Origin of the sequence: Arthrobacter sp. BE255 (genome assembly GCF_031457335.1) — a bacterium.
In the GTDB taxonomy this organism is placed as follows: domain Bacteria; phylum Actinomycetota; class Actinomycetes; order Actinomycetales; family Micrococcaceae; genus Arthrobacter.
On record NZ_JAVDWK010000013.1, the window covers coordinates 148,737 to 171,882 of the forward strand.

Consider the following 23,146-nt stretch of genomic DNA (forward strand, 5'->3'; position numbering starts at 1 on the left):
GTTCGCGCTGTCTATCTTGTGGGGACGTGCCTAGAGGCGGACCAGCATCTTGCCGGTGTTGGCGCCGTCGAGCAGGTCCATGAACGCCTGCGGGGCGTTCTCCAGGCCGTCCACCACCGTTTCGTCGTACTGGAGGGTTCCGTCAGCAATCCAGCCTGCAGCCTTTTCGGCGAATTCGCCCATGAGATGCCAGTAGCCGCCCACCAGGAACCCGCGCAGGGTGAGCTGCTTGCCAATGGCCAGCATGAGGTTCCGCGGGGCGGGCGTGGGCTCGGTGGAGTTGTACTGGGCGATGGCGCCGCACATGGCCACGCGGCCGCCCACGTTGAGGACAGCCAGCGCAGCTTCCAGGTGCTCGCCGCCCACGTTGTCGAAGTAGACATCAATGCCGCCGGGGCCTGCGGCCTTGGCAAGCTCGTCGCGAACGGGCCCGTCGTTGTAGTTGAAGGCTGCGTCGAAGCCCAGTTCCAGGAGCCGTGCGACCTTGTCGGGCGTGCCTGCGCTGCCGATGACCCGGGAGGCGCCCATCGCCTTGGCGATCTGGCCTACGAGCGAGCCCACGGCTCCGGCCGCACCGGAGACGAATACGGCGTCGCCGGGTTTGAATTCGGCCACTTTCAGCAGGCCGGCGTATGCGGTAAGGCCGGTCATTCCCAGCGCTCCGAGGAACGCCGACGCCGGCGCGAGGTCCGTACGGGCAACGGAGGTCGCCGATGCGTCCAGCACAGCGTATTCCCGCCACCCGAGTTGATGGACGACGGCGTCCCCCACCGTGCGTCCCTCGGCCCTGGACGCGATGACCTCACCCACGGCCCCGCCGTCGAGCGCTGCATCCAGCGCGAAGGGCGCTGAGTAGGACTTGACGTCGTTCATCCGGCCGCGCATGTAGGGGTCAACGGAGATGAAGAGGTTGCGGACCAGGATCTGGCCTTCCTGAAGCTCCGGCAGCGGTGATTCGGCCAGCCGGAAGTTTTCCGGGACGGGGCGTCCCGTGGGACGCGACGAGAGGCGGATTTCACGGGTGGACGTGGGCAGTGCCGTTATTGTGCTCATGCTGCGAACTCCAGGATCTTGATATCTACGGTCATGTTTCCGCGGGTGGCGTTGGAATAGGGGCAGATCTGGTGGGCCTTGGCAACCAGGGATTCGGCGGTGGCGAGGTCCAGTGCCGGGACGGCAATTTCGAGTTCAGCCGCGAGGCCGTAGCCCACGCCGTCAGCCAGGGCACCGAAGTGGATCTTGGCGGCCACCGCCGAGTCGGTGAGGTCGGCACGTTCCTTGCGCCCAACGAGGCGCAGCGCCGAGTGGAAGCACGCGGCGTAGCCGGCGGCGAAGAGTTGCTCGGGATTTGTGCCCTGCCCATTGCCGCCCAGTTCCACGGGGCTGGCCAGGCTGACATCCAGCTTCCCGTCATTGGTGCGTGCGTTGCCGTCGCGGCCTTCGCCGGAAGCCAGGGCCTCGGCCGTGTAGAGAGTCTTCATGTGTGGTCCGTCCTGTTGGATGTGGGTACCGGAAATTTGTGGGTGTTCAGTGCGAACGGTGGAGTGCTTCCGTCAGCCTGCCCAGGGTGGTGCGGAGCTGTTCAAGCTCCTCGGCTGACAGCCCGGCGGCGTCGGCAAGATGTTGGGGAATCCCGGTCGCCTTGCCGCTGAGTTCCCGCCCGGCCGGGGTCAGGTGGATGGCCACACGGCGTTCGTCTTCGCCGGACCGGCGCCGCTCCACGAACCCCAGCGCTTCAAGGCGCTTGAGCAGGGGCGAAAGGGTGCCGGAGTCGAGGCCGAGCTCCTCCCCCAGGTCCTTGACTCCCCTCGGCTCGGACTCCCAGAGGACCAGCATCACCAGGTACTGCGGGTACGTCAGGCCGAGGTCGTCCAGGATGGGCCGGTACACCGCTGTTGCCGCGCGGGAGGCGGAGTACAGGGCAAAGCACACCTGGCGGTCGAGGCGTGGGGCTTCAGTCATGACCTAAACGATAGTGCACAATTCAATTGCGCACAACTTACTTAGCCAAAGAGGTGCGCGAACGTACACTTGAGGCCCTCCGAGTGGGGCCTCAACTGTACGTTCGCGCTTCTTGGGGGGCTTAAGTGTACGTTCGCGCCAAGGGGGTTAGGCGGTGTTGAGGTCGCGGATGGTCCGGAGGGCTGCGGCTGTCAGGACCTGGATGCCGAAGCCGAGGGCCCGCTCGTCCAGGATGTAGTCGCCGCGGTGAAGGTCGTACTCTTCGCCGCCGGGGGTCTTGGTGCCCAGACGCATCATGGCACCGGGCAGTTCCGCCAGGAACCAGGCGAAGTCCTCCCCGCCCATGGACTGCGGGGTCAGTACAACGGCGCCTTCGCCGATTTCAGCGCGGGCGGCTGCTTCAATGAGGGCGGTTTCATGTTCGGAGTTGACCACCGGCGGCACGCCTCGGGTGTGCTCCAGGCGGACATCCACGCCGTAGGGTGCGGCGACCTGGTGGACTACCTCGTCCAGGAGCTCCCCCGCACTGTGCCACGCGTCGCGGTCGAGGCAGCGCATTGTTCCGGCCATGTATCCGCTGCCGGGAATGGCATTGGGTGCGGATCCGGCGGAGATCTGCCCCCAGACCACGGAGACTCCACTGCGGACGTCGACGCGGCGGGACAGGACGGCAGGCACGTTCACCGCTATCTGCGACAGCGCAAAAACGAGGTCTTCGGTCAGGTGCGGGCGGGAGGTGTGCCCGCCCCGGCCGGACAGCTCGATCCGGATGGTGTCCGACGCCGAGGTGATGGCGCCGATGCGCGTTCCGATCTTTCCGACGTCGATCCGCGGGTCACAGTGCAGCGCAAGGATCCGGGGGACGCCTTCGAGGACCCCCTGCTCGATGCACGAATGCGCACCGCCCGGCATGGTCTCCTCCGCCGGCTGGAAGATGATGCGGACGCGGCCGCGCAGCGGAGTTTCCTGATGCATGCGGTGCAGCACCAGGGCGATGCCCAGCATGGTGGTGGTGTGGACGTCGTGTCCGCAGGCATGGGTGACGCCGTGGTTCTTGGACGCGAACGGCAGCCCCGTCTCTTCGATGATGGGCAGGGCATCGATGTCTCCGCGCAGGGCAGTGGCGATGGGGCCTTCACCCACGTCCACCGTCAAACCCGTGCCGTCCAGCCGCTTGGGCTGGAGACCGGCGGCTTCGAGCCGTTCCACGAGCCGGTCAGTGGTGCGGAATTCCTTGAAGGACAGCTCCGGGTGCGCGTGAAGGTCACGGCGGAAGTCGATCAGTTCCGGAAGGAGCGGCTCCAGCCATGGCCCCACCAATGCGGTGGGCTGGGCTTCAGTAGTGTAATTGCGCACAGATTTACTCTAGCGAGCGTCCACGGAATAGCGGCATCACCGGCGGCGCGTTACGGATTACTCGTCCGGGCATCGCCCGGACATCGGCGCTACAGGACGTCGGTGTCGCCACTGGCCTTCAGCGCATCGACGGCACCCTTGACCCGCTGGGCGTGCTGCTTCGTGGTCACCAAAAGGGCATCCCCGGTATCCACAATGACAACGTCCTTGATACCAATCAGGGCAATAACCCGCTTTGTATCAGAGACCACGACGCCGCTGGCATTTTCGGTGAAGACCCGGGCGCCTTCACCGATAACCGTGACGTCGTCCACTTCGCGGGCACTGTTGAGCCGGCCCACGGAAGCGAAGTCGCCGACGTCGTCCCATCCGAAAGTGCCCGGAACAACAGCGACGTCGCCGGCCGCGGCGGCAGGTTCGGCCACTGCGTAGTCGATGGCGATCTTGGGCAGGGTGGGCCACACGCGTGCCGTGACGGCATCACGTTCGGGAGTGTCCCAGGCCTGGGCGATCTCCTGCAGACCCTTGAAGAGCTCCGGCTGGTTGGCTTCAAGGTGCTTGAGCATCAGGGCAACCGGGGCAACGAACATGCCGGCGTTCCATACATACTCGCCGCTGTCCACGTACTGCTGGGCAACTTCCTCGTCCGGCTTCTCGACGAACTCCACCACAGCCTGGGCACTGGGGGCGCCCTCAATGCGGAGTCCATGTCCGGCACGGATGTAGCCAAAACCCGTGGACGGGTGGGTGGGCTTGATGCCGATGGTCACGATCTTGCCGGCCGCTGCCGTGTAAATGGCCTCGCGGACTGCATCCTGGAAAAGGTGGTCCGGGCTGATGACCTGGTCGGCGGCGAAGGAGCCCATGATGGTGTCCGGATCCCGCTCATGCAGGATGGCGGCCGCCAGTCCGATGGCCGCGCCGGAATCCTTCGGCTCGCTTTCCAGGACAAGGTCGGAGTCCTGGAGCTCAGGCAACTGGCGGCACACGGCGGCGCGGTGCGCCGTGCCCGTGACCACGAGGACGTTCTTGCCCGCGAGTGGCTCCAGCCGGTCATACGTCGCACGAAGCAAAGTACTGCCCGACCCGGTGAGGTCGTGAAGGAACTTGGGAGCTGCTGCACGTGACAGGGGCCAGAGGCGGGTCCCCACCCCACCTGCCGGAATCACCGCAATAAAGCGGCTAAGGGGCGAATCCGGGCTTGTCACTTTGTCTGTACTCATCACCGCTTACTTTAGCCGACCCGCCCCGAAGGTCCCTTCAAACGACGCCGGGCACGCCCCAATCCGCCGGTTCGTGTGTCGTTCGTCTCAAAACAACCGCAAATCCGCGGAAGGGCGAGTCACCAAGGAGTTCCTAAATTGAATAAGCTGTGAGCGAAGCCTAGATTTAGGCCTGAGCTACGAGTGCTCTCGCAGCAGGCGTTCCCCCCGCGTGGATCTCATGCCAGCGCCGCTGTGTTGCAGGGAGGTTTATTCAGTGCCGACAAAACCAGCTGGCACCTTGTACCGCGGCCGTGAAGGCATGTGGTCCTGGGTAGGACACCGCATTACCGGTGTTGTGATCTTTTTCTTCTTGTTGGTCCATGTGCTGGACACCTCATTGGTGCGTGTGTCCCCCGAGGCCTACACGGCTGTCATCGGTGCCTACAAGAATCCCCTGATGGCCCTGGGTGAAACGGGTCTTGTTGCCGCGATTGTTTTCCACGCCTTTAACGGCCTGCGGATCATCGCCGTCGACTTCTGGAAGAAGGGCGCGAAGTACCAGCGCCAGATGCTGTGGACGGTCCTGGCCCTCTGGGTAGTCGTTATGGTCGGCTTCTCCATCCGCCACCTTTCCCTCGCCCTTGGAGGTCACTAAGCCATGACTGCAACTCAAATCCAGAGCCCGCGCAGCGGCAAGATCTCCCCGCAGTACCGCCGCAGCGGCGGATCGAAGGGGAACTTCGAAATGGCTGCCTGGCTGTTCATGCGGCTCTCCGGCGTGGTCCTGGTCGTCCTGATCTTCGGGCACCTCTTTGTGAACCTGCTGGTGGGCGACGGCATCCACGCCATCGACTTCGGTTTCGTGGCCGGCAAGTGGGCCGACCCGTTCTGGCAGTTCTGGGACCTGGCCATGCTGTGGCTCGCCATGCTCCACGGCACCAACGGCGTCCGGACCATCATCAACGACTACGCGGAGAAGGACTCCAGCCGCTTCTGGCTCAAGGCAGTCCTCTACGCGGCCACCGCCGTCATCATCATCCTGGGCACCCTGGTGATCTTCACCTTCAACCCGTGCCCGCTGGACGTCAACGGCGTGCCGCTGCCGGGTGGTTTCTGCCCCGCCGCCTAATAGCAACATCCATGGCCCGCGGCTAGCCGCGGGCTGCGTTTTGCGGAGCAGGCTTCGCCCGCCCGTTGTTTTATAGAGAATTTTGAGAGAAAGAGCGTCTGGTATGCAGGTCCATAAGTACGACGTCGTCATCGTCGGTGCCGGTGGCGCTGGCATGCGCGCCGCGATCGAATCCGGTCAGCGCGCCCGCACAGCAGTACTGACCAAGCTCTACCCCACCCGCTCCCACACCGGTGCGGCGCAGGGTGGCATGTGTGCGGCCCTTGCCAATGTCGAGGAAGACAACTGGGAATGGCACACCTTCGACACCATCAAGGGCGGCGACTACCTGGTTGACCAGGACGCCGCCGAGGTCATGGCCAAAGAGGCCATCGACGCCGTGCTGGACCTGGAAAAGATGGGCCTGCCGTTCAACCGCACGCCCGAGGGCCGCATCGACCAGCGCCGCTTCGGTGGCCACACCCGTGACCACGGCAAGGCTCCCGTCCGCCGGGCCTGCTACGCCGCTGACCGCACGGGCCACATGATCCTGCAGACGCTGTACCAAAACTGCGTCAAGCACAATGTTGAGTTCTACAACGAGTACTACGTCCTGGACCTCCTGACGGTCGAAGAGGACGCAGTCCGCGAGGACGGCACGCCGTACAAGCAGAAGCGTGTTGCCGGCGTCGTGTCCTACGACCTCGCCTCCGGTGAACTGCACGTCTTCCAGGCCAAGTCCGTAGTGTTCGCCTCCGGCGGCGCTGGCAAGGTCTTCAAGACCACCTCCAACGCCCACACCCTGACCGGCGACGGCATGGGCATCGCGTTCCGCCGCGGCATCCCCCTGGAGGACATGGAGTTCTTCCAGTTCCACCCGACAGGCCTTGCCGGCCTGGGTATCCTGCTTTCCGAGGCAGCCCGCGGTGAAGGTGCCATCCTGCGCAACTCCGAGGGTGAGCGCTTCATGGAGCGGTACGCCCCCACCATCAAGGACCTCGCACCCCGTGACATCGTGGCCCGCTCCATGGCCAACGAAGTCCGTGAAGGCCGCGGCTGTGGCCCGAACAAGGACTACGTCCTGTTGGACCTGACCCACCTGGAGCCCGCGCACATCGACGCGAAGCTGCCGGATATCACCGAGTTCGCCCGCACCTACCTGGGTGTGGAGCCGTACACGGAGCCCGTTCCGGTGTTCCCCACTGCGCACTACGCCATGGGCGGCATCCCCACGAACATCACCACCGAAGTCCTGCAGGACAACGACACCGTGGTGCCGGGCCTCTACGCCGCCGGTGAAGTGGCGTGTGTTTCGGTCCACGGCTCCAACCGGCTGGGCACCAACTCGCTGCTGGACATCAACGTGTTCGGAAAGCGCGCAGGCATCGCCGCCGCTGAATACGCGAAGACGGCTGACTTCGTGGACCTCCCGGAGGACCCCGAGGCGTACACCATCGAGCTGCTGGACATTGCCCGCAACGGCAACGGCGACGAGAAGGTGGCCGTGATCCGCAAGGAACTCCAGGACACCATGGACGCCAACATGCAGGTGTTCCGCACCGCTGACACGCTGAACCAGGTCCTCAGGGACATCGAGTCCTTCGAAGCACGGTACAAGCGCATCAGCGTCCAGGATAAGGGCAAGCGCTTCAACCTGGACCTGCTCGAAGCCGTTGAACTCGGCTTCCTGCTGGAGCTGGCCAAGGTCATGACCGTGGCGGCACTGCACCGTGAGGAATCCCGCGGGGGACACTTCCGCGAGGACTTCCCGGACCGGAACGACGAAAAATTCATGAAGCACTCCATGGCGTACAAGGACGACCACGCCCCGGCTGACGGCTCTGCAGAGGCAATCGCCGGCATCCGCCTGGCCACCAAACCGGTTGTCTTTACCCGCTACGAGCCGATGGTGAGGAAGTACTAAGATGTCCGCCGAACTTGCTGAGCCAGCCTCAAAGATCGAACTGCCCGCACACATTGGTGGCGGCGGCGAGATCCCCACATTCGACGTCCACCTCCGCGTGCGCCGCTACAACCCCGAGGTGTCCGAGGACGCCACCTGGGACGACTTCCATGTCACCATGTACGGCACGGACCGTGTGCTGGATGCCCTGCACAAGGTCAAGTGGGAGATCGACGGCAGCGTTTCGTTCCGCCGCTCCTGCGCCCACGGCGTCTGCGGCTCCGATGCCATGCGCATCAACGGCCGCAACCGCCTCGCCTGCAAGACCCTCCTGAAGGACCTGGACACCTCCAAGCCCATCACGGTCGAGCCGATCAAGGGCCTGCCGGTGGAGAAGGACCTGATCGTGGACATGGAGCCGTTCTTCCAGTCCTTCCGTGAAGTCATGCCGTTCCTGATCAACAAGGGCCACGAGCCCACCAAGGAACGCCTGCAGTCCGCAGAGGACCGTGAGCGCTTCGACGACACCACCAAGTGCATCCTGTGCGCTGCGTGCACGTCCTCCTGCCCGGTGTTCTGGACCGACGGCCAGTACTTCGGCCCGGCCGCGATCGTGAACGCACACCGCTTCATCTTCGATTCCCGTGATGACGCCGGCGACATGCGACTGGAGATCCTGAACGACAAGGAAGGCGTGTGGCGCTGCCGCACCACCTTCAACTGCTCCGAAGCATGCCCCCGCGGCATCCAGGTGACCCAGGCAATTGCCGAGGTCAAGCAGGCAATCCTCTCCCGCAAGATCTAATCAGGTCTTAGCGGACGACGGCGTCATTCACTTAGGTGGGAATGGCGCCGTCGTCGTTTTAACACACAGCAGCCACAACGAAAGGGGACGCCATGTCCCGCTCCGAAAAAGTCAGCTTCGAAGGTTCCACCGGCGAGCTCCTCTCCGGCATCATCGACGTCCCGGAGGGGCCCGTGCGTGGCTGGGGCGTGTTCTCCCACGGCTTCACGCTGGGCAAGGACAGCCCATCGGCCTCACGGATGTGCAAGGCACTGGCTGACACCGGGATCGGCATGCTCCGCTTCGACAACCTGGGGCTGGGCGACTCCGCGGGCTACTGGTCGGAGGGCTCGTTCAGCCACAAGGTGGCGGACACGGTCAAGGCCGCCGAGTTCATGCGCGCCCAGGGGAAGGCCATTTCCCTGCTGGTGGGCCACTCCTTCGGCGGTGCCGCCGTGCTTTCCGCGGCGCGCCTGATTCCGGAGCTCGACGCCGTCGCAACGGTAGGTGCCCCGTTCTCACCGAAGCACGTGGCGCACGTCTTCGACGCCGCCCTGGACAAAATCCTCAGCGAAGGCAGCGCCGAAGTGGACCTCGGCGGGAAGCGCGTGGAGATCCGCAAGCACTTCGTGGAGGACCTGGAGAATGCCGACCTCACCGACTGCATCCGGCAGCTGCACAAGCCGCTGATGGTGCTGCACTCCCCCACCGACAACACCGTGGGCATCGAGAACGCGAGCTCGATCTTCCAGACGGCCCGCCACCCCCGGAACTTCGTATCCCTCGAGGGCAGCGACCACCTCCTGACGGGCAAGGGCCAGGCAGCCCGGGCGGCCAGGATCATCGCTGCCTGGGCCGACCAATACCTCGACGCCGGGAAGTAACGGCTGCGAAGGTGCAGGCGGCGGCGCCGCGGTACCCCCTAACTTGCCCCCTACTTAGTCCCTGCTTCTTTACATTCTGCTGTGTCAGGGCCAAGTTCAAGGGATAGCCGTGAGTTTGCGAGGACAATATGCAGCGCAGCCCCTTGACCCGACCCTCCCACATGGCCACTGCGCTGGTGATCAGCCTGTTTGCCTTCGCGTGCAGCGTGGTCCTGGCGCCGCCGGCCAGTGCCGCGGGACTCGCCGTGGACAAGGTGGTGAGCAGGCACCAGTCAGCCCCGTCCACGACAATCATGTCCCCGGCCTTCACCACCACCCAGCCCGGCGAACTTGTCGTCGCCTTTGTGTCGGCGGACGGTCCCGCGGTCAGCCGGGGCCAGCAGTTCACCGCTGTCACGGGCGGCGGCCTGACCTGGCGGCTCAGGCAACGGACCAACCTCCAATATGGAACGGCGGAGATCTGGCAGGCGGTGGCCGGCGGGATCCTCACCAACGCCCGAGTCACGGCCACCCACCCAGGCAATTACCAGGCATCCATGACGGTTGCCACCTTCATTGGGGCGGACACCACGACCGACGGCGCCGTGTCCGGTGCCAGCGGTCCCACAGGCGCACCCTCTGCGGCGCTGACGACTACCCGGAACGGTTCATGGGTCTGGGGAGTGGGCAACGACTGGAGCAAGTCCGTGGCCAGGACAGTGGGCGCCGGCCAGACAATGGTGGACGAATACACGTCCAGCCACGGTGATACCTTCTGGACACAGCGGCAGACGGCGCCCAGCGGAGCGTCGCCGTCGTCTGTCACCATTAACGACACAGCCCCCACGAATGACATGTGGAACCTGGCGCTGATCGAAGTCCGTGCCGCCAGCGGCAGTGCCGACACTACACCGCCGGCCCTCGCCGGCGTGTCGGCCGGAACGCCGGGCCAGACCGGGGCCACAGTCACGTGGACGAGCGACGAACCATCCACCAGCCAAGTTGAATACGGCACCACTTCGTCCTACGGATCCAGCACCGTCCAGGACTCAGCGCTGACCACCTCGCACAGCCAAGCACTGTCCGGCCTTGCCGCCGGCACGCTGTACCACTACCGGGTGAAATCCGCCGATTCATCCGGTAACCTCGCGGTCTCCCCCGATGCCACTTTCACCACCGCCACCCCCGCACCTGACACCACGGCACCGACTGTCTCCGTCACCGCCCCGGCGAACGGTGCCACAGTTTCCGGGCAGGTAACGGTGGCGGCAACAGCAGCAGACAACGTGGGCGTGGCCGGAGTCCAGTTCACCTTGGACGCCGCCAATCTGCAGGCCGAGGACACCGTTGCCCCTTATTCGCTGACGTGGAATACCACCACAGCCAGCGCGGGCGCACATACCATCACAGCCAGGGCAAGGGACGCCGCAGGAAACGTGACCACCTCGGCCAGCGTGTCCGTTACGGTCAACAATGCCGGGCAGGATCCTGCCGTCGTTGGATCCTGGGGCCCGCTGCAGCCGTGGCCCCAGGTGTCCATCCACGCGGTCCTCACCCATACGGGCAAAATCCTGACCTTTGAGGGCGATTTTTCCCAGCGCGGAGAGCAGTACCTCCTTGATCCAGTGACCGGAACCTACGAGCAACTTCCTGCCGCGCCCGTGGACCTGTTCTGCGCGGGGCAAATCGCCCTTGCCGACGGCCGGGTCATGGTGGTCGGCGGTACGTCGACGACGGGGGGCCTCGGCATCCGCGACATCACAGCCTTCAACCCGGTGACAAAAGCGTGGCAGCCACTCGCGCCAATGCACTACGCCCGCTGGTACGCAACCGGGACAACGCTGGGGGACGGCAAGGTCTTGGTCACCTCGGGCGCCAATTTGAACTCGACGGACATCATCCAAATCCCCGAGCTCTACGACACCAGGAACAACTCGTGGAGCGACTTGACCGCTGCCACGCGCAATATCCCGTATTACCCCTTCATGTACCAACTCCCTGACGGGCGGGTACTACAGGCAGGAGCTTCCGAACAGGCAACCTCGACCCTCGCCCTTAATGTCGCTACACAGCAGTGGACCACTATCGATGGCCGCATCATCGACGGCGCTTCCATCACGAACTACGCACCAGGAAAGTTCATGAAGGCAGGGTCGGCTGCCGACAGCGGCTTTGCGGGCCCCTCGTCGAACACTGCCTTCACGCTGGACCTGAATGCCGGAAACCCGATCTGGCAGCCGACTTCCTCGATGCAGTATCCGCGCAGCTTCATGAACCTCACCAATCTGCCGAATGGCTCCGTACTGGCCGTAGGAGGTGGCACGGAAAAATCCAGCTTTGATGACAGCAAGGCCGTCAAGGCCGCTGAAATCTGGGATCCCGCCACCGGGCTGTGGCGGACCGCAGCTGAGATGGCGGTACCGCGGCTGTATCATTCCACGGCACTTCTGCTCCCGGACGGCAGGGTATTCGTTTCCGGCGGCGGAGGAGACGCAGGCGTTACCGACCAGAACAACTACCAGATCTACTCGCCCCCATACTTGTTCAAGGGTCCCCGGCCGGCCATAACCTCCGTACCCGGCACCGTTCAGTACAACGCCAACGTACTGGTGGAAACGCCTGACGCAGGCTCAATACAATCGGTCTCCCTGATCAGGACGGGCGCAGTGACGCACGCCTTCGACCAAAACGAGCGTGCGCTGTCCCTGTCATTCACGCAGACGCCGGGCGGGCTGAGCGTGCAGATGCCTGCGAATGGAAACTACGCACCTCCAGGGCATTACATGTTGTCCATTGTGAACAGCAACGGCGTTCCATCCGTTGCCTCCATGGTCCGGTTCCCTGCACCGTTCGAGGACACCGTGGCCCCGACCGCGCCTGCCGGGCTGTCCGCCGCAGGGTCCACAGGGCTGGTGGACCTGGCGTGGGAAGCGTCGTCCGACAATATCGGCGTCGCCAAGTACACGATTTACCGCTCAGGCACGGCCGGATTTACCGCTGGTCCCACCACCCAGGTTGCCCAGGTCGCGGGGACCGCCACGTCTTATCGGGACTCCGGTCTGGCGGCCGGCACCTACTTCTATCAAGTCAAAGCCGAGGACGCCGCCTCCAACCAGAGTCCGCCGTCGAACGAAGCAAGCGGCCAGGTGTCCGGTGATACAACGCCGCCCACGGCTCCGGCGGGCCTTACCGCAACGGCAGGGACCGGCCAGATTTCGCTGGGGTGGACGGCAAGTTCCGACAACGTGGGAGTGGCCCGGTACAACATCTCCCGGAATGGGGCGGCGCTGACCAACGTCACGGGCACAACCTATGTCGATAGTGCAGTGACAGCCGGAACCCAGTACACGTACACCGTGACTGCACAGGACGCGGCCGGCAATGTCAGCGGGGACTCGAACGCCGCCACCGCAACTGCCTCTGACGGCCCCAAGACCGTTACCGTGGACAGGATCGTCACCAGGCACCAAGGTACCAACTCCTCAACGGTGGCCGTGACCGGCCTGACCACGACGGCAGCCAACCAGCTCTTGCTGGCCTTCATCAGCTCCGATGGGCCCAGCGGCGGCGGAACCGCTTCCATCCGCTCGGTGGCCGGTGCGGGCCTCACGTGGACGCTGCGCCAACGTGCCAACACGCAGGCCGGCACTGCGGAAATCTGGCAGGCCGTTTCGCCCGCACCGCTGACCAATGCCACTGTCACGGCCACACAGAACTCTGGTACCTGGCAGTCGTCCATGTCGGTGGTCGCCTTCCTGAACGCCGATACAGCCAACGGTGCGGTGGCCGGTGCCAGCGCCGCGTCCGGGGCTCCCACGGCCAGCCTCACCACTACCCGCGCAGGCTCGTGGGTCTGGGGTGTGGGTACGGACTGGGCGTCCCCCACTGCCCGCACCGTCGGTCCGAACCAGACTTTGGTGGACCAGTTCCTCGCTCCTGCCGGGGATACCTATTGGCTGCAGCGACAGAACGCTCCGACGGCGGCAACGGGAACACTGGTCACCATCAACGACACGGCACCAACCAACGACATGTGGAACCTGGCCGTGATCGAGGTACTCGCCGCGCCGTAGGTTGCCGGAGTCATCGCTGCCTGGGCCGGCCAATACCTCGACGCCGGGAAGTAACGGCCGTGCTGGCGTGGTCGCCACGCGCCTCCACGGGCACCTTGCCCGGCTGGACCTGGCGTGGACCCCACCCGGCTTTCTCGTGCTCCGCGGGGGCGTTCCTGAGGTCTTCGTCGCGGATGGCGGACCAGCCGGCGGAGACCAGGTAGACCTGGCTGACAAGGTTGAACCAGATCAGCAGCCCGATGATGATGGCGAACGGCGCCAGGATGGGGTTCCGGCCTGCCCCGGCGAGGAGCTCGGTGCTGAAGACCTGCAGCACCGTGGTGCCGAATGCCGCCAGGATGGTGCCTTCCAGCAATGCCTGCCTGGACAGTTTCAATCCCCCGGCCAGGCGGAACATGATGACCGCCGTGACCCAGTTGAGCGCCAGGGGCACGCCGATCTTGATCAGCGTGGTCAGCGGGCCCGCCACGGCGTCGTCCAGCTGCAGGAAATCGGTGGCCCAGCCTGCGGCGGTGCCGAAGACCAGTGAAGCGCCGGCGCTGATCACCAGGGCGGCGCCCAGCAGCAGGAGGGTGCCGGCGTCGCGCAGTTTCAGGACAATCAGGTTGATCTTCAGGGGCGGGAGCTTCATCACGCCGCGGAGGCCGTCGCGGAGCCCGGCAATCCAGCCCAGCGAGGTGATCACGGTGACCACCGCGGCGATGACGGCTGTCCACCCCAGGCCGTCAGGGTTCAGCAGGTCCTGCGGATCAACCAGTCCTTCGCCCCCTCCCACCTTGAGCAGTCCGGGCGCGCTCTGGGCGACGCTTCCGATGATGGTGTCCAGGAGGGCTGGCTGATCGCGCAGCACCAGGCCCGCAATCGAGAAGCCCGTGGCCAGCAGGCCGGTGATCGAGAAGAACATGTTGAAGCCGATGCCCGCGCTCATCAGCGGGCCGTGCTGGAGGTTGTAGTGCTGCCAGGCCCGCATGGGCCGGAACGCGTCCAGCCGGGCGAGGAGCCACTGGAACATTGCCAACAGACTGGCCATCGGGCCGGCGTCGGACCTCCTGGCTTTGCCCCACTCCATCCGCTTCTGGATGACCGCGAGCAACAGCTTGCCACGCTCAGTGGGAAGCGGCTGCTCCGCCGGAGTTGGCGGCTGCGTCCGCTGCCCAGACGCCGGCTTCGTTGTCAGTTTCGGTCCCAAAGTCCAGCTCTTCCCGTAGCTGCCAGATGCCGTCAGCATCGTGCTCGTAAAGTCCCATGCTAACCACAGGGAACGTTGCCCTATAGCCCTTAAGCACCGTTTCGGCCTCGTCGAGGCTTTCGGGGGCAACATCGTGGGCGATCGTCACGTGCGGGTGGTAAGAGAAGGGCAGGTCCCGCTGGAGCGGTCCGGTCTGGAGCTTTTCGTGCAGGTCAACGCAGGCGTCGAAACCGTCCTCCACGTTGATGAAAACCACCGGGGACACGGGCCGGAAGGTTCCAGTCCCCGCAATGGTCACCATGAAGGGTGCCTGGGCTTTGGCGACTTCACGGACATGCTCCCGGGTTGCCTCCCAGTCCAGGGTGGGTGTGGTGGTGATCAGGGTGATGTGGGCAGGGACCACCCCGGCCATGGGGTCACCGAACGAGGCGCGCCACCGTTGAAGTTCTTCCGCGATGGCAGGGGGGAATCCCAGAATGACGCCTACGCTCATTCCTTCACTGACATTGCTCGAGGCCGACATTGGGTTAGCGGGCTCCCGGGGCGCCGCCGTAGGGAAGGAACCCCACCTTGGCATAGACGTCGCTGAGCGTAGCCGCGGCGATTTCCCGGGCCTTGTCCGCGCCGTGGGCCAGGAGCCTGTCCAGTTCGGCAGGGTCCGACAAAAGCTCGTTGGCGCGGTCGCGGATGGGAGTCAGGTGGTCTACCACAGCTTCCGCCAGATCCACTTTCAGGTGGCCGTACATCTTTCCCTGGTAGGCCTCCACCAGCTGCTCGACGCTCTGGCCCGTCACGCCGGCGAAGATGGTAAGGAGGTTGGAGACACCCGGCTTGGTTTCGCGGTCGAAGCGGATTTCCGTCTCGGTGTCGGTGACGGCGGACTTGATCCGTTTGGCCGTGACCTTGGGTTCGTCGAGGAGGTTGATGAGTCCCGCCGGCGATTCGGCCGATTTGGACATCTTGGCCGTGGGGTTCTGCAGGTCGTAGATTTTCGCGGATTCCTTCTGGATGAAGGGCTGCGGAACCGTGAACGTCTCGCCGAAGCGGGAGTTGAAGCGGGTGGCGAGGTCGCGGCTCAGCTCTACGTGCTGGCGCTGGTCCTCGCCCACCGGGACACCCTGCGGCTGGTACAGGAGGATGTCCGCTGCCTGCAGGATGGGGTAGGTGAAGAGGCCCACGCTGGCGAAATCGGTGCCCTGCTTTTGCGCCTTGTCCTTGAACTGGGTCATCCGGGAAGCCTCACCGAAGCCTGTGATGCAGTTCAGGACCCAGGCGAGCTGTGCGTGTTCCGGTACCTGGGACTGGACGAACAGGGTGCACTTGTGGACGTCCACGCCGCCGGCGATGTACTGGGCCGCGGTGATCCGTGTCCGCCGGGCCAGTTCGGCGGGGTCCTGCGGGACGGTGATGGCGTGCAGGTCCGGGATGAAGAACACGGCGTCGTATTCGTCCTGCATCCGGACCCAGTTCACCAGGGCGCCCAGGTAGTTGCCGAGGTGGAGTGAGTCCGCGGACGGCTGCATGCCGGACAGGATGCGGTGCCGGACGCCGGTACCGGGCTGGCTCGCTTTTGGCTGGGCGGCGACGGCGTCAGTTGCCGGGGATGCGGCGGGGCCGGTGACTGTTGGGGAGGTGGTCATTCGTTGGGGCCTTAAATCTAGAGCCGGTAGTCCACTACCAGCGGTGCATGGTCAGAGAAGCGGGTGTCCCATGACGGCGCCCGGTCAACGACTGCGGAGAATGCGGACGCAGCAAGTTCCGGGGTGGCCAGGTGGTAGTCGATCCGCCAGCCAGTGTCATTGTCGAAGGCCTGGCCGCGCTGCGACCACCAGGTGTAGGGGCCGTCGACGCTGCCTGCCAGGCCACGGTGCACGTCCTTCCAGCCGATCTCTTCACCGAAAAAGCGGTCAAAGTACGCGCGTTCCTCGGGCAGGAAGCCCGCCTTCTTGACGTTGCCCTTCCAGTTCCGGATGTCCAGCTCGGTGTGACCCACGTTGAGGTCGCCCACCACCAGGGCGTGGTCGCTGTGCTTGGTCAGTTCCGGCAGGCGTGTGCTCATGGCGTCCAGGAAACGGTACTTGTCCGCCTGTTTGGGGGTTCCGGCTTCACCGGAGTGCACGTAGGCGCTGGCAACGGTCAGCTGCACCGGGTTACCCGCTGCGTCGGTCAGCCGAAAATCGGATTCGACCCAGCGGCCGGCGGTGGCGAAGTAGTCGTCGCCGATGCCGTTGCGGGTTTCCAGCGGTTCTTCGCGGGAGGCAATGGCGACGCCGGCGCGGCCCTTGGCCTCGGCTTCAGCGTGCAGGATGTGCCAGCCGTCGCCCAGCAACTGGCGGACGATCGCGTCCGGGGCGCGGACCTCCTGGAGGCAAAGGATGTCCACCTCGCGGGGCTCCAGCCACTCCGCCATGCCATTCCTGTAGGCGGCGCGGAGGCCGTTGACGTTGACTGATGCGATGCGAAGGTGGTCCTTCTTCAATGCCGAGCTCACCCGCTCCACTCTAGTCGATGACCGTTCCAGTGACCGGGTCCTCCGTGCCGCCCGAGGAGCGGATCATGTCCCGGGCATTGGTGGCGGTGATTTCGATGGTCTCCAGGGCACGGCTGATGGTGTCCAGATCAGCGGCGTCACCCTTGGCCCGCTCCTGCTCCACCACCCGGACCTGCACCTGCACGATCTTGAAGGAGTGGTCCAGTTTGAGGTCGCGGACTTCGTCCGCTTCGGAGCGCTCGTAGACCACCCGGGTGCCGCCATGGTCCGCAGAGGACGACGACGGCGCGCGGCCGGCTGCGCTGTTGAAGGCATTCTGGGCTTCAGTCAGCTTGGCGCCGGCTTTTTTGGCGGCCTTCTGGATGCTGAAGACCACAAACGCTGCCAGTGCGAGCCAGAAGGCGGCGATGATCGCCACAACCCAGCCGACGACGTCGTTCTGGTTGGCCGCAAAGATGACCGCGACCACAAAGGCGATGACAAAGATCATCATGCCGGGGCCACTGATCCGCAGCATGGAGAAGCCGCCCTTGGCCGGTTTGGACGCAGAGTGAGGGTTACCCAGAGATTGCATTCCTATATTGTCTCAAACGCCGCGGCACGCACCGGTACCTTCCACCCCCGGCGAACACGCCAATTAGGGGGCGCTACTTCAGGAACAGCTTTCGGAGGCGGACGGTGGTGAGCAGCATTCCCAGCGCCGTCATCAGCAAGTAGTAGCCAACATGGATGGCGGTGGCCGGCGTGAACGCGCCAACGCTGATCTGCCGCAGCAGCTCCACGCCGTGCCAGAGCGGCATGGCCTGGATCAGCCACTGGATGTACTGCGGGTAGACACTGAGCGGGTAGAACGTGGCGCTGAACAGGAACATCGGCAGCATGATGAAGTTGATCCAGTCCATCTGCTGGAAGGTCTTCAGGAAGCTGGTGATGCCCATCCCCAGGCTGGCGAAGCCGAAGGCGATCAGCACGGAGGCCGGGATCATCAGGATGGCCCAGGGTGTGGTGATGAGTCCCATCAGGCCCATCACCGCCGTGAATCCGGTGGCATAGAGCAGCCCGCGCAGCAGGGCAAGGAAGATTTCGCCCAGGGCCACATCCAGCGGTCCCAGAGAGGTGTAGAGCATGCCCTGGTACAGCTTGGCGAAGTTCATCTTGAAAAAGACATTCCAGGTGGAGTCGTACACGGCCCCGTTCATGGCGGAGACGGCCAGCAGCGCCGGGGCGATGTAGGCCGCGTAACTGATCTCCGTCCCGTCAGGTCCCTGCACTGCGCCCACGATGGCGCCCAGGCCCACCCCCATCGAGATCAGGAACAGCACGGGCTCAAAGAATCCGGAGAGCATGACCAGCCAGTTTGTGCTCCTGGTTGCCATGAGGCCCCGGGAGATCACGGCTTTGGCGTTGCGCGAATACAGCGGCCCGAACGTCCTGTTCCGGGCCTCCTCCGCCACGGCGTGGCTGCCAGTGACGGTGCTCATTGCCCCAGCCTCCGGACGAACTGGCGCCTGGTGAGGACCCAGCCCAGCACCGCCAGCGCCATCAGCACCACAATATGGACGACGGTCAGGACCGGAGGTTCCTGGTAGCCGTAGCTGAAGACCCTGCCCAGTTCGGTGCCGTGCCAGATGGGCGAGATCCAGCCGATCCATCGGACGGCCCACGGCAGGGTGTCCAGCGGGAAGAACGTCCCGGAGAAGAGGAACAGCGGCATCACGATGAAACGCATCACCAGGGCAAACTGGCCTTTGTCCTCCTTGATGGACGCGGAGTACGCCATCAGCGGCAGGCCGAAGGCCAGCCCGGCCAGGGTTGCCACGACGATGCCCGCCCAGCCCCATCCGGAGGGAGAGGCCCCGAACAGTGCCACGGCTGCGAAGTAGATGGCGGACTGCAGAATCAGCCGCACCGTGACAGCAATGATCTGCCCGCCGGCAATCTGCTCCGGCGTCAGCGGAGAGGCATGCGGACCGTAGTAGGTCCGGCGCCACTTGAAGCCGCCCATGACCGGGAATGTGAACTCGTTGGCGGCGGTCATGACGGCGGCGGACACGAGCAGCGCCGGTGCAATGAAGGCCAGATAGCTGACCCCGCCGAAGGCGCCTGCGTCCCCGGTGTCCACCAGTGTGGCCAACCCCACGCCCATGGCGAACAGGTAGGCCACCGGCTGCCCCACGCTGTACATCAGGATGGACCAGCTGTAGCCCTTCATGACCCGGAGGACCTGCTCCGCATAGTAGAAGGAACCCCAGCGGCGCGCCTTGGCGGCCGAGACTTCCGGCGGGTGGGCGCGGGCCGCTGTCGCGGTCAGCGCAGCGTCCTCAGTCAACGAGGCTCCTGCCGGTCAGGCGGAGGAAAACGTCCTCCAACGAGGACCTCCGGACCAGTGATGTCAGCGGCCGCAGGCCGCGGGAAGAGACCTCCTCAAGGGCGGCTTCGCCGTCGTGCGCGTAAATGAGCACCCGGTCCGGCAGGGCCTCGAGGCGTTCGCCGATCCCCTGCAGTTCCGCACCGACTGTGGTGTTGCGCTCCGAGCCGAACCGCAGTTCCAATACCTCCCGCGTGGAGTGCTCGCGGATCAGCTGCGCCGGCGATCCTTCGGCCATGATCCGGCCTTTGTCCACCACGATCAGCCGGTCGCACAGCTGCTCCGCCTCATCCATGTAGTGCGTGGTCAGGATGAGGGTGACGCCCTGTTCCTTGAGCCTGAACAGCCGGTCCCACAGGATGTGCCGTGCCTGCGGGTCCAGCCCGGTGGTGGGTTCGTCCAGCAGCAGGATCCGCGGCTCGTTGATAAGGGAGCGGGCGATCGTGAGGCGCCGCTTCATGCCGCCGGACAGCGCGTCGACCTTGGATTTCGCCTTGTCGGTGAGCTGGGCGAACTCCAGCAGCTCGTCGGCCTTCGGCTTCAGGTAGCTCATGGGCAGCCCGAAGTAGCGGCCGTACACCAGGAGGTTGTCCCGGACCCGAAGCTCCTCGTCCAGGTTGTCCTGCTGCGGCACCACGCCGAGGTGCGCGCGGACCTCGGGCCCGTGGCTGTCGGGGTCCAGGCCCATGATGCTTAGCTCTCCCGACGTTCGCTGGGTGACCGCGCCGATCATTTTCATCGTGGTGGACTTGCCGGCTCCGTTCGGTCCGAGCAGGCCGAAGGACTCCCCTGACGCAACGCTGAAGGATATTCCGTCGACGGCGGCTACGTCGCCATAGGTCTTGCGCAGGTCCTGCGCGGCGATGACTGTGCGCTGCCTGATCGGATGGCCGGCAGAGGGGGTGGAGGACACGATGGCTTTATTGTGCACCCTCCGCAGACTAGTTCAGCCCTCCGGAATGTGAAAGAGGACTTGCAGTAGGGCTCCGGGAACGGCCGACGGCGGCACCCGCCACCAGCCCAATCCTCGGCTATTGAGCCTGCTGTGGCCCCGGCGTAGCGTGATTTCACTGGAGGATGGAACAACAACCACTAACTGAGGACGCATCATGAAAAGTTCCGGGTTGAGGACCGCCGCGGTGGCCGCAGCCATCGTCTCCCTCTTGGGAATCACCGCCCCCGCCGAGGCAAAACCGGGAGGCGTTCCGGCCATTCCGCTGAACACGGGCCAGGAGGCCGAATCCGTCCGTACCGGAGCCGGCGGATCCTTCAGCTACACAATCGACGGCAACGAGCTCTGCTACACGCTGACAGCCCGCGATCTGTCCGCCCCGGCCACGGCGGCCCACATCCACATCGGACCCCGCAATGTAGCCGGTCCGGTGGTTGTTCCGCTGCAGGTGGTCAGCGGTACCGACTGGACGGTTGATACCTGCACCACGGCGAGTGCGGCCGTTCTGTCCGCCATTGAGGCCAACCCGGGCGCGTACTACATCAACGTGCACAACGTGGATTTCCCGGGCGGCGAGATCCGGGGCCAGCTGAAGTAGCCGCGGGCTTAACAAGCAACGCCCGACGCCGGCCCGCCCCTGAGTGCAAAGGTGCGTGCCGCCGTCGGGCGTTGCTTTTGTGCCTTGGTGCTAGGCGATTCCCGCCTGGCGTTCCGCGGCCTCGACCACGTTGGTCATCAGCAGCGCCACGGTCATGGGACCGACACCGCCGGGGTTCGGCGAAATCCAGCCTGCCACGTCGGCAACGGCGGGTTCGATGTCGCCATGTACCTTGCTCTTGCCCGTCTCGGGGTCGGTTTCACGGGTGACACCGACGTCAAGCACTGCAGCGCCCGGCTTCACGTCCGCGGCCTTGACGATGTGCTTGGCACCCGCCGCGCCCACGATGACGTCCGCCTGCCGCAGCAGCTCCGAGAGGTTTTTTGTGCCGGTGTGCGTCAGGGTCACGGTGGCGTTCACGGCCCGCCGGGTGAGCAGCAGGCCGATCGAGCGGCCGATCGTAACGCCGCGGCCGACCACCACGACGTGCTTGCCGGCGAGGCTGTAGCCGTTGCGCTCCAGGAGCTCGATGACGCCGCGGGGCGTGCACGGCAGCGGCGAGGTGATCTCGCCGTTGACGTTGAGCACCAGCCGGCCAAGGTTGGTCGGGTGCAGGCCGTCGGCATCCTTGGCGGGGTCGATCCGCTCGAGGATGGCGTCGGTGTCAAGGTGTTTGGGCAGCGGCAGCTGCACAATGTAGCCGTGGCAGGCGGGGTCCGCATTGAGGTCGTCAATGAGGGCCTCAACCTGCTCCTGGGTGGCATCCGCCGGAAGCTCACGCTGGATGGAGTTCATCCCGATCTCCACCGACTGCTTGTGCTTCATGGACACATACAGCTGCGAGGCCGGGTCCGCGCCCACGAGCACCGTGGCGATGCCGGGTGTTACGCCTTTGGCCTTGAGGGCCGCAACGCGGTCAGTCAGCTCGGATTTGATGGATGCAGCGGCCGCCCTGCCGTCAAGGATCTTCGCGGTCTGCGCCATGGACGGGGTTACCACTGCTCGTGCTGCGGGTAGAGCGGGAAGTCGGCGGCGAGCTTGTCCACGCGGGACTGCAGGGCCTCGACGTCCGTGGCCGAGCCGGCCTTCAGGGCGGTGGCGATGATCTCGGCGACTTCGGTGAACTCCTCGGCGCCGAAGCCGCGGGTGGCCAGGGCCGGGGTGCCGATGCGCAGGCCGGAGGTGACCATCGGCGGGCGGGGGTCGAACGGCACGGCGTTGCGGTTCACGGTGATGCCCACGGAGTGCAGGAGGTCCTCGGCCTGCTGGCCGTCCAGCTGGGAGTTGCGCAGGTCAACGAGGACCAGGTGCACGTCGGTGCCGCCGGTGAGGACGGAGACGCCGGCTTCGGCGACATCGGCCTGGTTGAGGCGGTCGGCGATGATCTTGGCGCCTTCGAGGACGCGCTCCTGGCGTTCCTTGAATTCCTCGGTGCCGGCGATCTTGAACGCAACAGCCTTGGCCGCGATGACGTGCATGAGCGGGCCGCCCTGCTGGCCCGGGAAGACGTTGGAGTTGAGCTTCTTGGCCCACTCCTGCTTGGCCAGGATCACGCCGGAACGCGGGCCGGCGAGGGTCTTGTGCACGGTGGATGTGACGACGTCGGAGTACGGCACCGGGCTCGGGTGCAGGCCTGCTGCCACCAGTCCGGCGAAGTGTGCCATGTCGGTCCAGAGCAGCGCGCCCACTTCATCGGCGATGGAGCGGAAGGCAGCGAAGTCCAGGTGGCGCGGGTACGCGGACCAGCCGGCGATGATGACCTGCGGCTTCTCGGCGATCGCCTGCTCGCGCAGCTTGTCCATGTCGATCCGGAAGTTGTCTTCCTCGACCTGGTAGGCGGCCACGTTGTAGAGCTTGCCGGAGAAGTTGAGCTTCATGCCGTGGGTCAGGTGGCCGCCGTGCGCCAGGGACAGGCCCAGGATCTTGTCACCGGGGGTGATCATGGCGGACAGCGCAGCGGCGTTGGCCTGCGCACCGGAGTGCGGCTGGACGTTGGCGTACTCGGCGCCGAAGAGTGCCTTCACGCGGTCGATGGCCAGCTGCTCGGCGATGTCCACGTATTCGCAGCCGCCGTAGTAGCGGCGGCCCGGGTAGCCTTCGGCGTACTTGTTGGTCAGGACGGAGCCCTGGGCTTCCATCACGGCGCGCGGAGCGAAGTTTTCGGAAGCGATCATTTCCAGGGTGCCGCGCTGGCGGCCGAGTTCCTGGTCGAGGACTGCGGCGATTTCGGGATCAAGCTCGGCCAGCGACTGGTTGCTGACGGCGGCTGTTGTGGTGGCGGTAGTAGTCACGAA

Annotated in this window: 21 protein-coding genes and 1 pseudogene; 7 read left to right on the forward strand and 15 right to left on the reverse strand. The window is 65.1% G+C overall.

Going from position 1 to position 23,146, the window contains the following annotated elements; translation table 11 throughout:
• Positions 1–30: 30 nt before the first annotated feature.
• The 5 genes from J2X42_RS19620 to J2X42_RS19640 form a co-directional block, all read right to left on the reverse strand.
• Positions 31–1,053, reverse strand: coding sequence for an NADP-dependent oxidoreductase (locus tag J2X42_RS19620; protein ID WP_310167558.1), 1,023 nt, complete (start codon positions 1,051–1,053; stop codon positions 31–33).
• A complete protein-coding gene (locus tag J2X42_RS19625; RefSeq protein WP_131132711.1) occupies positions 1,050–1,481 on the reverse strand; it encodes an organic hydroperoxide resistance protein in 432 nt (143 codons plus the stop codon). Before J2X42_RS19625 ends, J2X42_RS19620 begins: the two co-directional genes overlap by 4 nt.
• A 46-nt stretch (positions 1,482–1,527) precedes the next feature.
• Positions 1,528–1,962, reverse strand: a complete 435-nt coding sequence (locus tag J2X42_RS19630) for a MarR family transcriptional regulator (protein WP_310167561.1) — start codon at positions 1,960–1,962, stop codon at positions 1,528–1,530.
• 147 nt (positions 1,963–2,109) lie between these two features.
• Entirely contained in the window at positions 2,110–3,318 is a 1,209-nt protein-coding gene (locus tag J2X42_RS19635; protein ID WP_310167562.1) for an amidohydrolase, read from the reverse strand.
• 89 nt (positions 3,319–3,407) lie between these two features.
• Entirely contained in the window at positions 3,408–4,541 is a 1,134-nt protein-coding gene (locus J2X42_RS19640) for a sugar phosphate nucleotidyltransferase (protein ID WP_310167563.1), read from the reverse strand.
• Between the two features lie 256 nt (positions 4,542–4,797).
• Here J2X42_RS19640 and sdhC point away from each other — a divergent pair, with 256 nt between their 5' ends.
• From sdhC to J2X42_RS19670, 6 genes are all read left to right on the forward strand, one after another.
• Positions 4,798–5,178 (forward strand): succinate dehydrogenase, cytochrome b556 subunit, encoded by a 381-nt coding sequence (sdhC, locus tag J2X42_RS19645; protein WP_082576094.1) that lies wholly within the window; start codon positions 4,798–4,800, stop codon positions 5,176–5,178.
• Between the two features lie 3 nt (positions 5,179–5,181).
• Positions 5,182–5,652 carry a succinate dehydrogenase hydrophobic membrane anchor subunit gene (locus J2X42_RS19650; RefSeq protein WP_310167564.1) on the forward strand — a complete coding sequence of 157 codons (471 nt, stop codon included), beginning with the start codon at positions 5,182–5,184 and terminating at the stop codon, positions 5,650–5,652.
• 103 nt (positions 5,653–5,755) lie between these two features.
• Complete coding sequence (gene sdhA / locus J2X42_RS19655) at positions 5,756–7,555, forward strand: succinate dehydrogenase flavoprotein subunit (protein ID WP_310167565.1); 1,800 nt, start codon at positions 5,756–5,758, stop codon at positions 7,553–7,555.
• A 1-nt stretch (position 7,556) separates the two neighbouring features.
• Positions 7,557–8,339: a succinate dehydrogenase iron-sulfur subunit gene (locus J2X42_RS19660; RefSeq protein WP_131132717.1), complete on the forward strand. Its 783-nt coding sequence runs from the start codon at positions 7,557–7,559 to the stop codon at positions 8,337–8,339.
• Positions 8,340–8,431: 92 nt separating this feature from the next.
• Positions 8,432–9,202 carry an alpha/beta hydrolase gene (locus J2X42_RS19665; RefSeq protein ID WP_310167568.1) on the forward strand — a complete coding sequence of 257 codons (771 nt, stop codon included), beginning with the start codon at positions 8,432–8,434 and terminating at the stop codon, positions 9,200–9,202.
• Between the two features lie 161 nt (positions 9,203–9,363).
• Complete coding sequence (locus J2X42_RS19670) at positions 9,364–13,254, forward strand: galactose oxidase-like domain-containing protein (protein WP_310167569.1); 3,891 nt, start codon at positions 9,364–9,366, stop codon at positions 13,252–13,254.
• 10 nt (positions 13,255–13,264) lie between these two features.
• Here J2X42_RS19670 and J2X42_RS19675 read toward each other — a convergent pair whose 3' ends face one another.
• The 8 genes and pseudogenes from J2X42_RS19675 to J2X42_RS19710 all read right to left on the reverse strand — a co-directional run bounded on the left by J2X42_RS19675 (position 13,265) and on the right by J2X42_RS19710 (position 20,185).
• Positions 13,265–14,323 (reverse strand): YihY/virulence factor BrkB family protein, encoded by a 1,059-nt coding sequence (locus J2X42_RS19675; protein WP_310167608.1) that lies wholly within the window; start codon positions 14,321–14,323, stop codon positions 13,265–13,267.
• Positions 14,324–14,360: 37 nt separating this feature from the next.
• Entirely contained in the window at positions 14,361–14,966 is a 606-nt protein-coding gene (locus tag J2X42_RS19680; RefSeq protein WP_396134118.1) for a 2'-5' RNA ligase family protein, read from the reverse strand.
• A 40-nt stretch (positions 14,967–15,006) separates the two neighbouring features.
• Positions 15,007–16,083, reverse strand: a pseudogene (gene trpS / locus J2X42_RS19685) (tryptophan--tRNA ligase); the annotation flags it as partial.
• Positions 16,084–16,100: 17 nt separating this feature from the next.
• Positions 16,101–16,934: an exodeoxyribonuclease III gene (locus tag J2X42_RS19690; protein WP_310167573.1), complete on the reverse strand. Its 834-nt coding sequence runs from the start codon at positions 16,932–16,934 to the stop codon at positions 16,101–16,103.
• Positions 16,935–16,944: 10 nt separating this feature from the next.
• Positions 16,945–17,508: a hypothetical protein gene (locus tag J2X42_RS19695; RefSeq protein WP_310167574.1), complete on the reverse strand. Its 564-nt coding sequence runs from the start codon at positions 17,506–17,508 to the stop codon at positions 16,945–16,947.
• Positions 17,509–17,581: 73 nt separating this feature from the next.
• The gene (locus J2X42_RS19700; protein WP_310167576.1) at positions 17,582–18,415 is read right to left on the reverse strand and encodes an ABC transporter permease; all 834 of its coding nucleotides are present in this window, start codon (positions 18,413–18,415) and stop codon (positions 17,582–17,584) included.
• A complete protein-coding gene (locus J2X42_RS19705; protein ID WP_310167577.1) occupies positions 18,412–19,263 on the reverse strand; it encodes an ABC transporter permease in 852 nt (283 codons plus the stop codon). The genes J2X42_RS19700 and J2X42_RS19705 overlap by 4 nt, the downstream gene beginning before the upstream one ends.
• Positions 19,256–20,185: an ABC transporter ATP-binding protein gene (locus tag J2X42_RS19710; protein WP_310167609.1), complete on the reverse strand. Its 930-nt coding sequence runs from the start codon at positions 20,183–20,185 to the stop codon at positions 19,256–19,258. Before J2X42_RS19710 ends, J2X42_RS19705 begins: the two co-directional genes overlap by 8 nt.
• 226 nt (positions 20,186–20,411) lie before the next feature.
• Between J2X42_RS19710 and J2X42_RS19715 the strand changes: the two genes are divergently transcribed.
• The gene (locus J2X42_RS19715; RefSeq protein WP_310167578.1) at positions 20,412–20,852 is read left to right on the forward strand and encodes a CHRD domain-containing protein; all 441 of its coding nucleotides are present in this window, start codon (positions 20,412–20,414) and stop codon (positions 20,850–20,852) included.
• 90 nt (positions 20,853–20,942) lie between these two features.
• On the opposite strand, the gene J2X42_RS19720 is transcribed toward J2X42_RS19715, so the two are convergent.
• Together J2X42_RS19720 and glyA are read right to left on the reverse strand one after the other, a co-directional pair.
• Positions 20,943–21,836: a bifunctional methylenetetrahydrofolate dehydrogenase/methenyltetrahydrofolate cyclohydrolase gene (locus J2X42_RS19720; RefSeq protein WP_310167579.1), complete on the reverse strand. Its 894-nt coding sequence runs from the start codon at positions 21,834–21,836 to the stop codon at positions 20,943–20,945.
• An 8-nt stretch (positions 21,837–21,844) separates the two neighbouring features.
• Entirely contained in the window at positions 21,845–23,143 is a 1,299-nt protein-coding gene (gene glyA, locus J2X42_RS19725; RefSeq protein WP_310167580.1) for a serine hydroxymethyltransferase, read from the reverse strand.
• Positions 23,144–23,146: the final 3 nt, after the last annotated feature.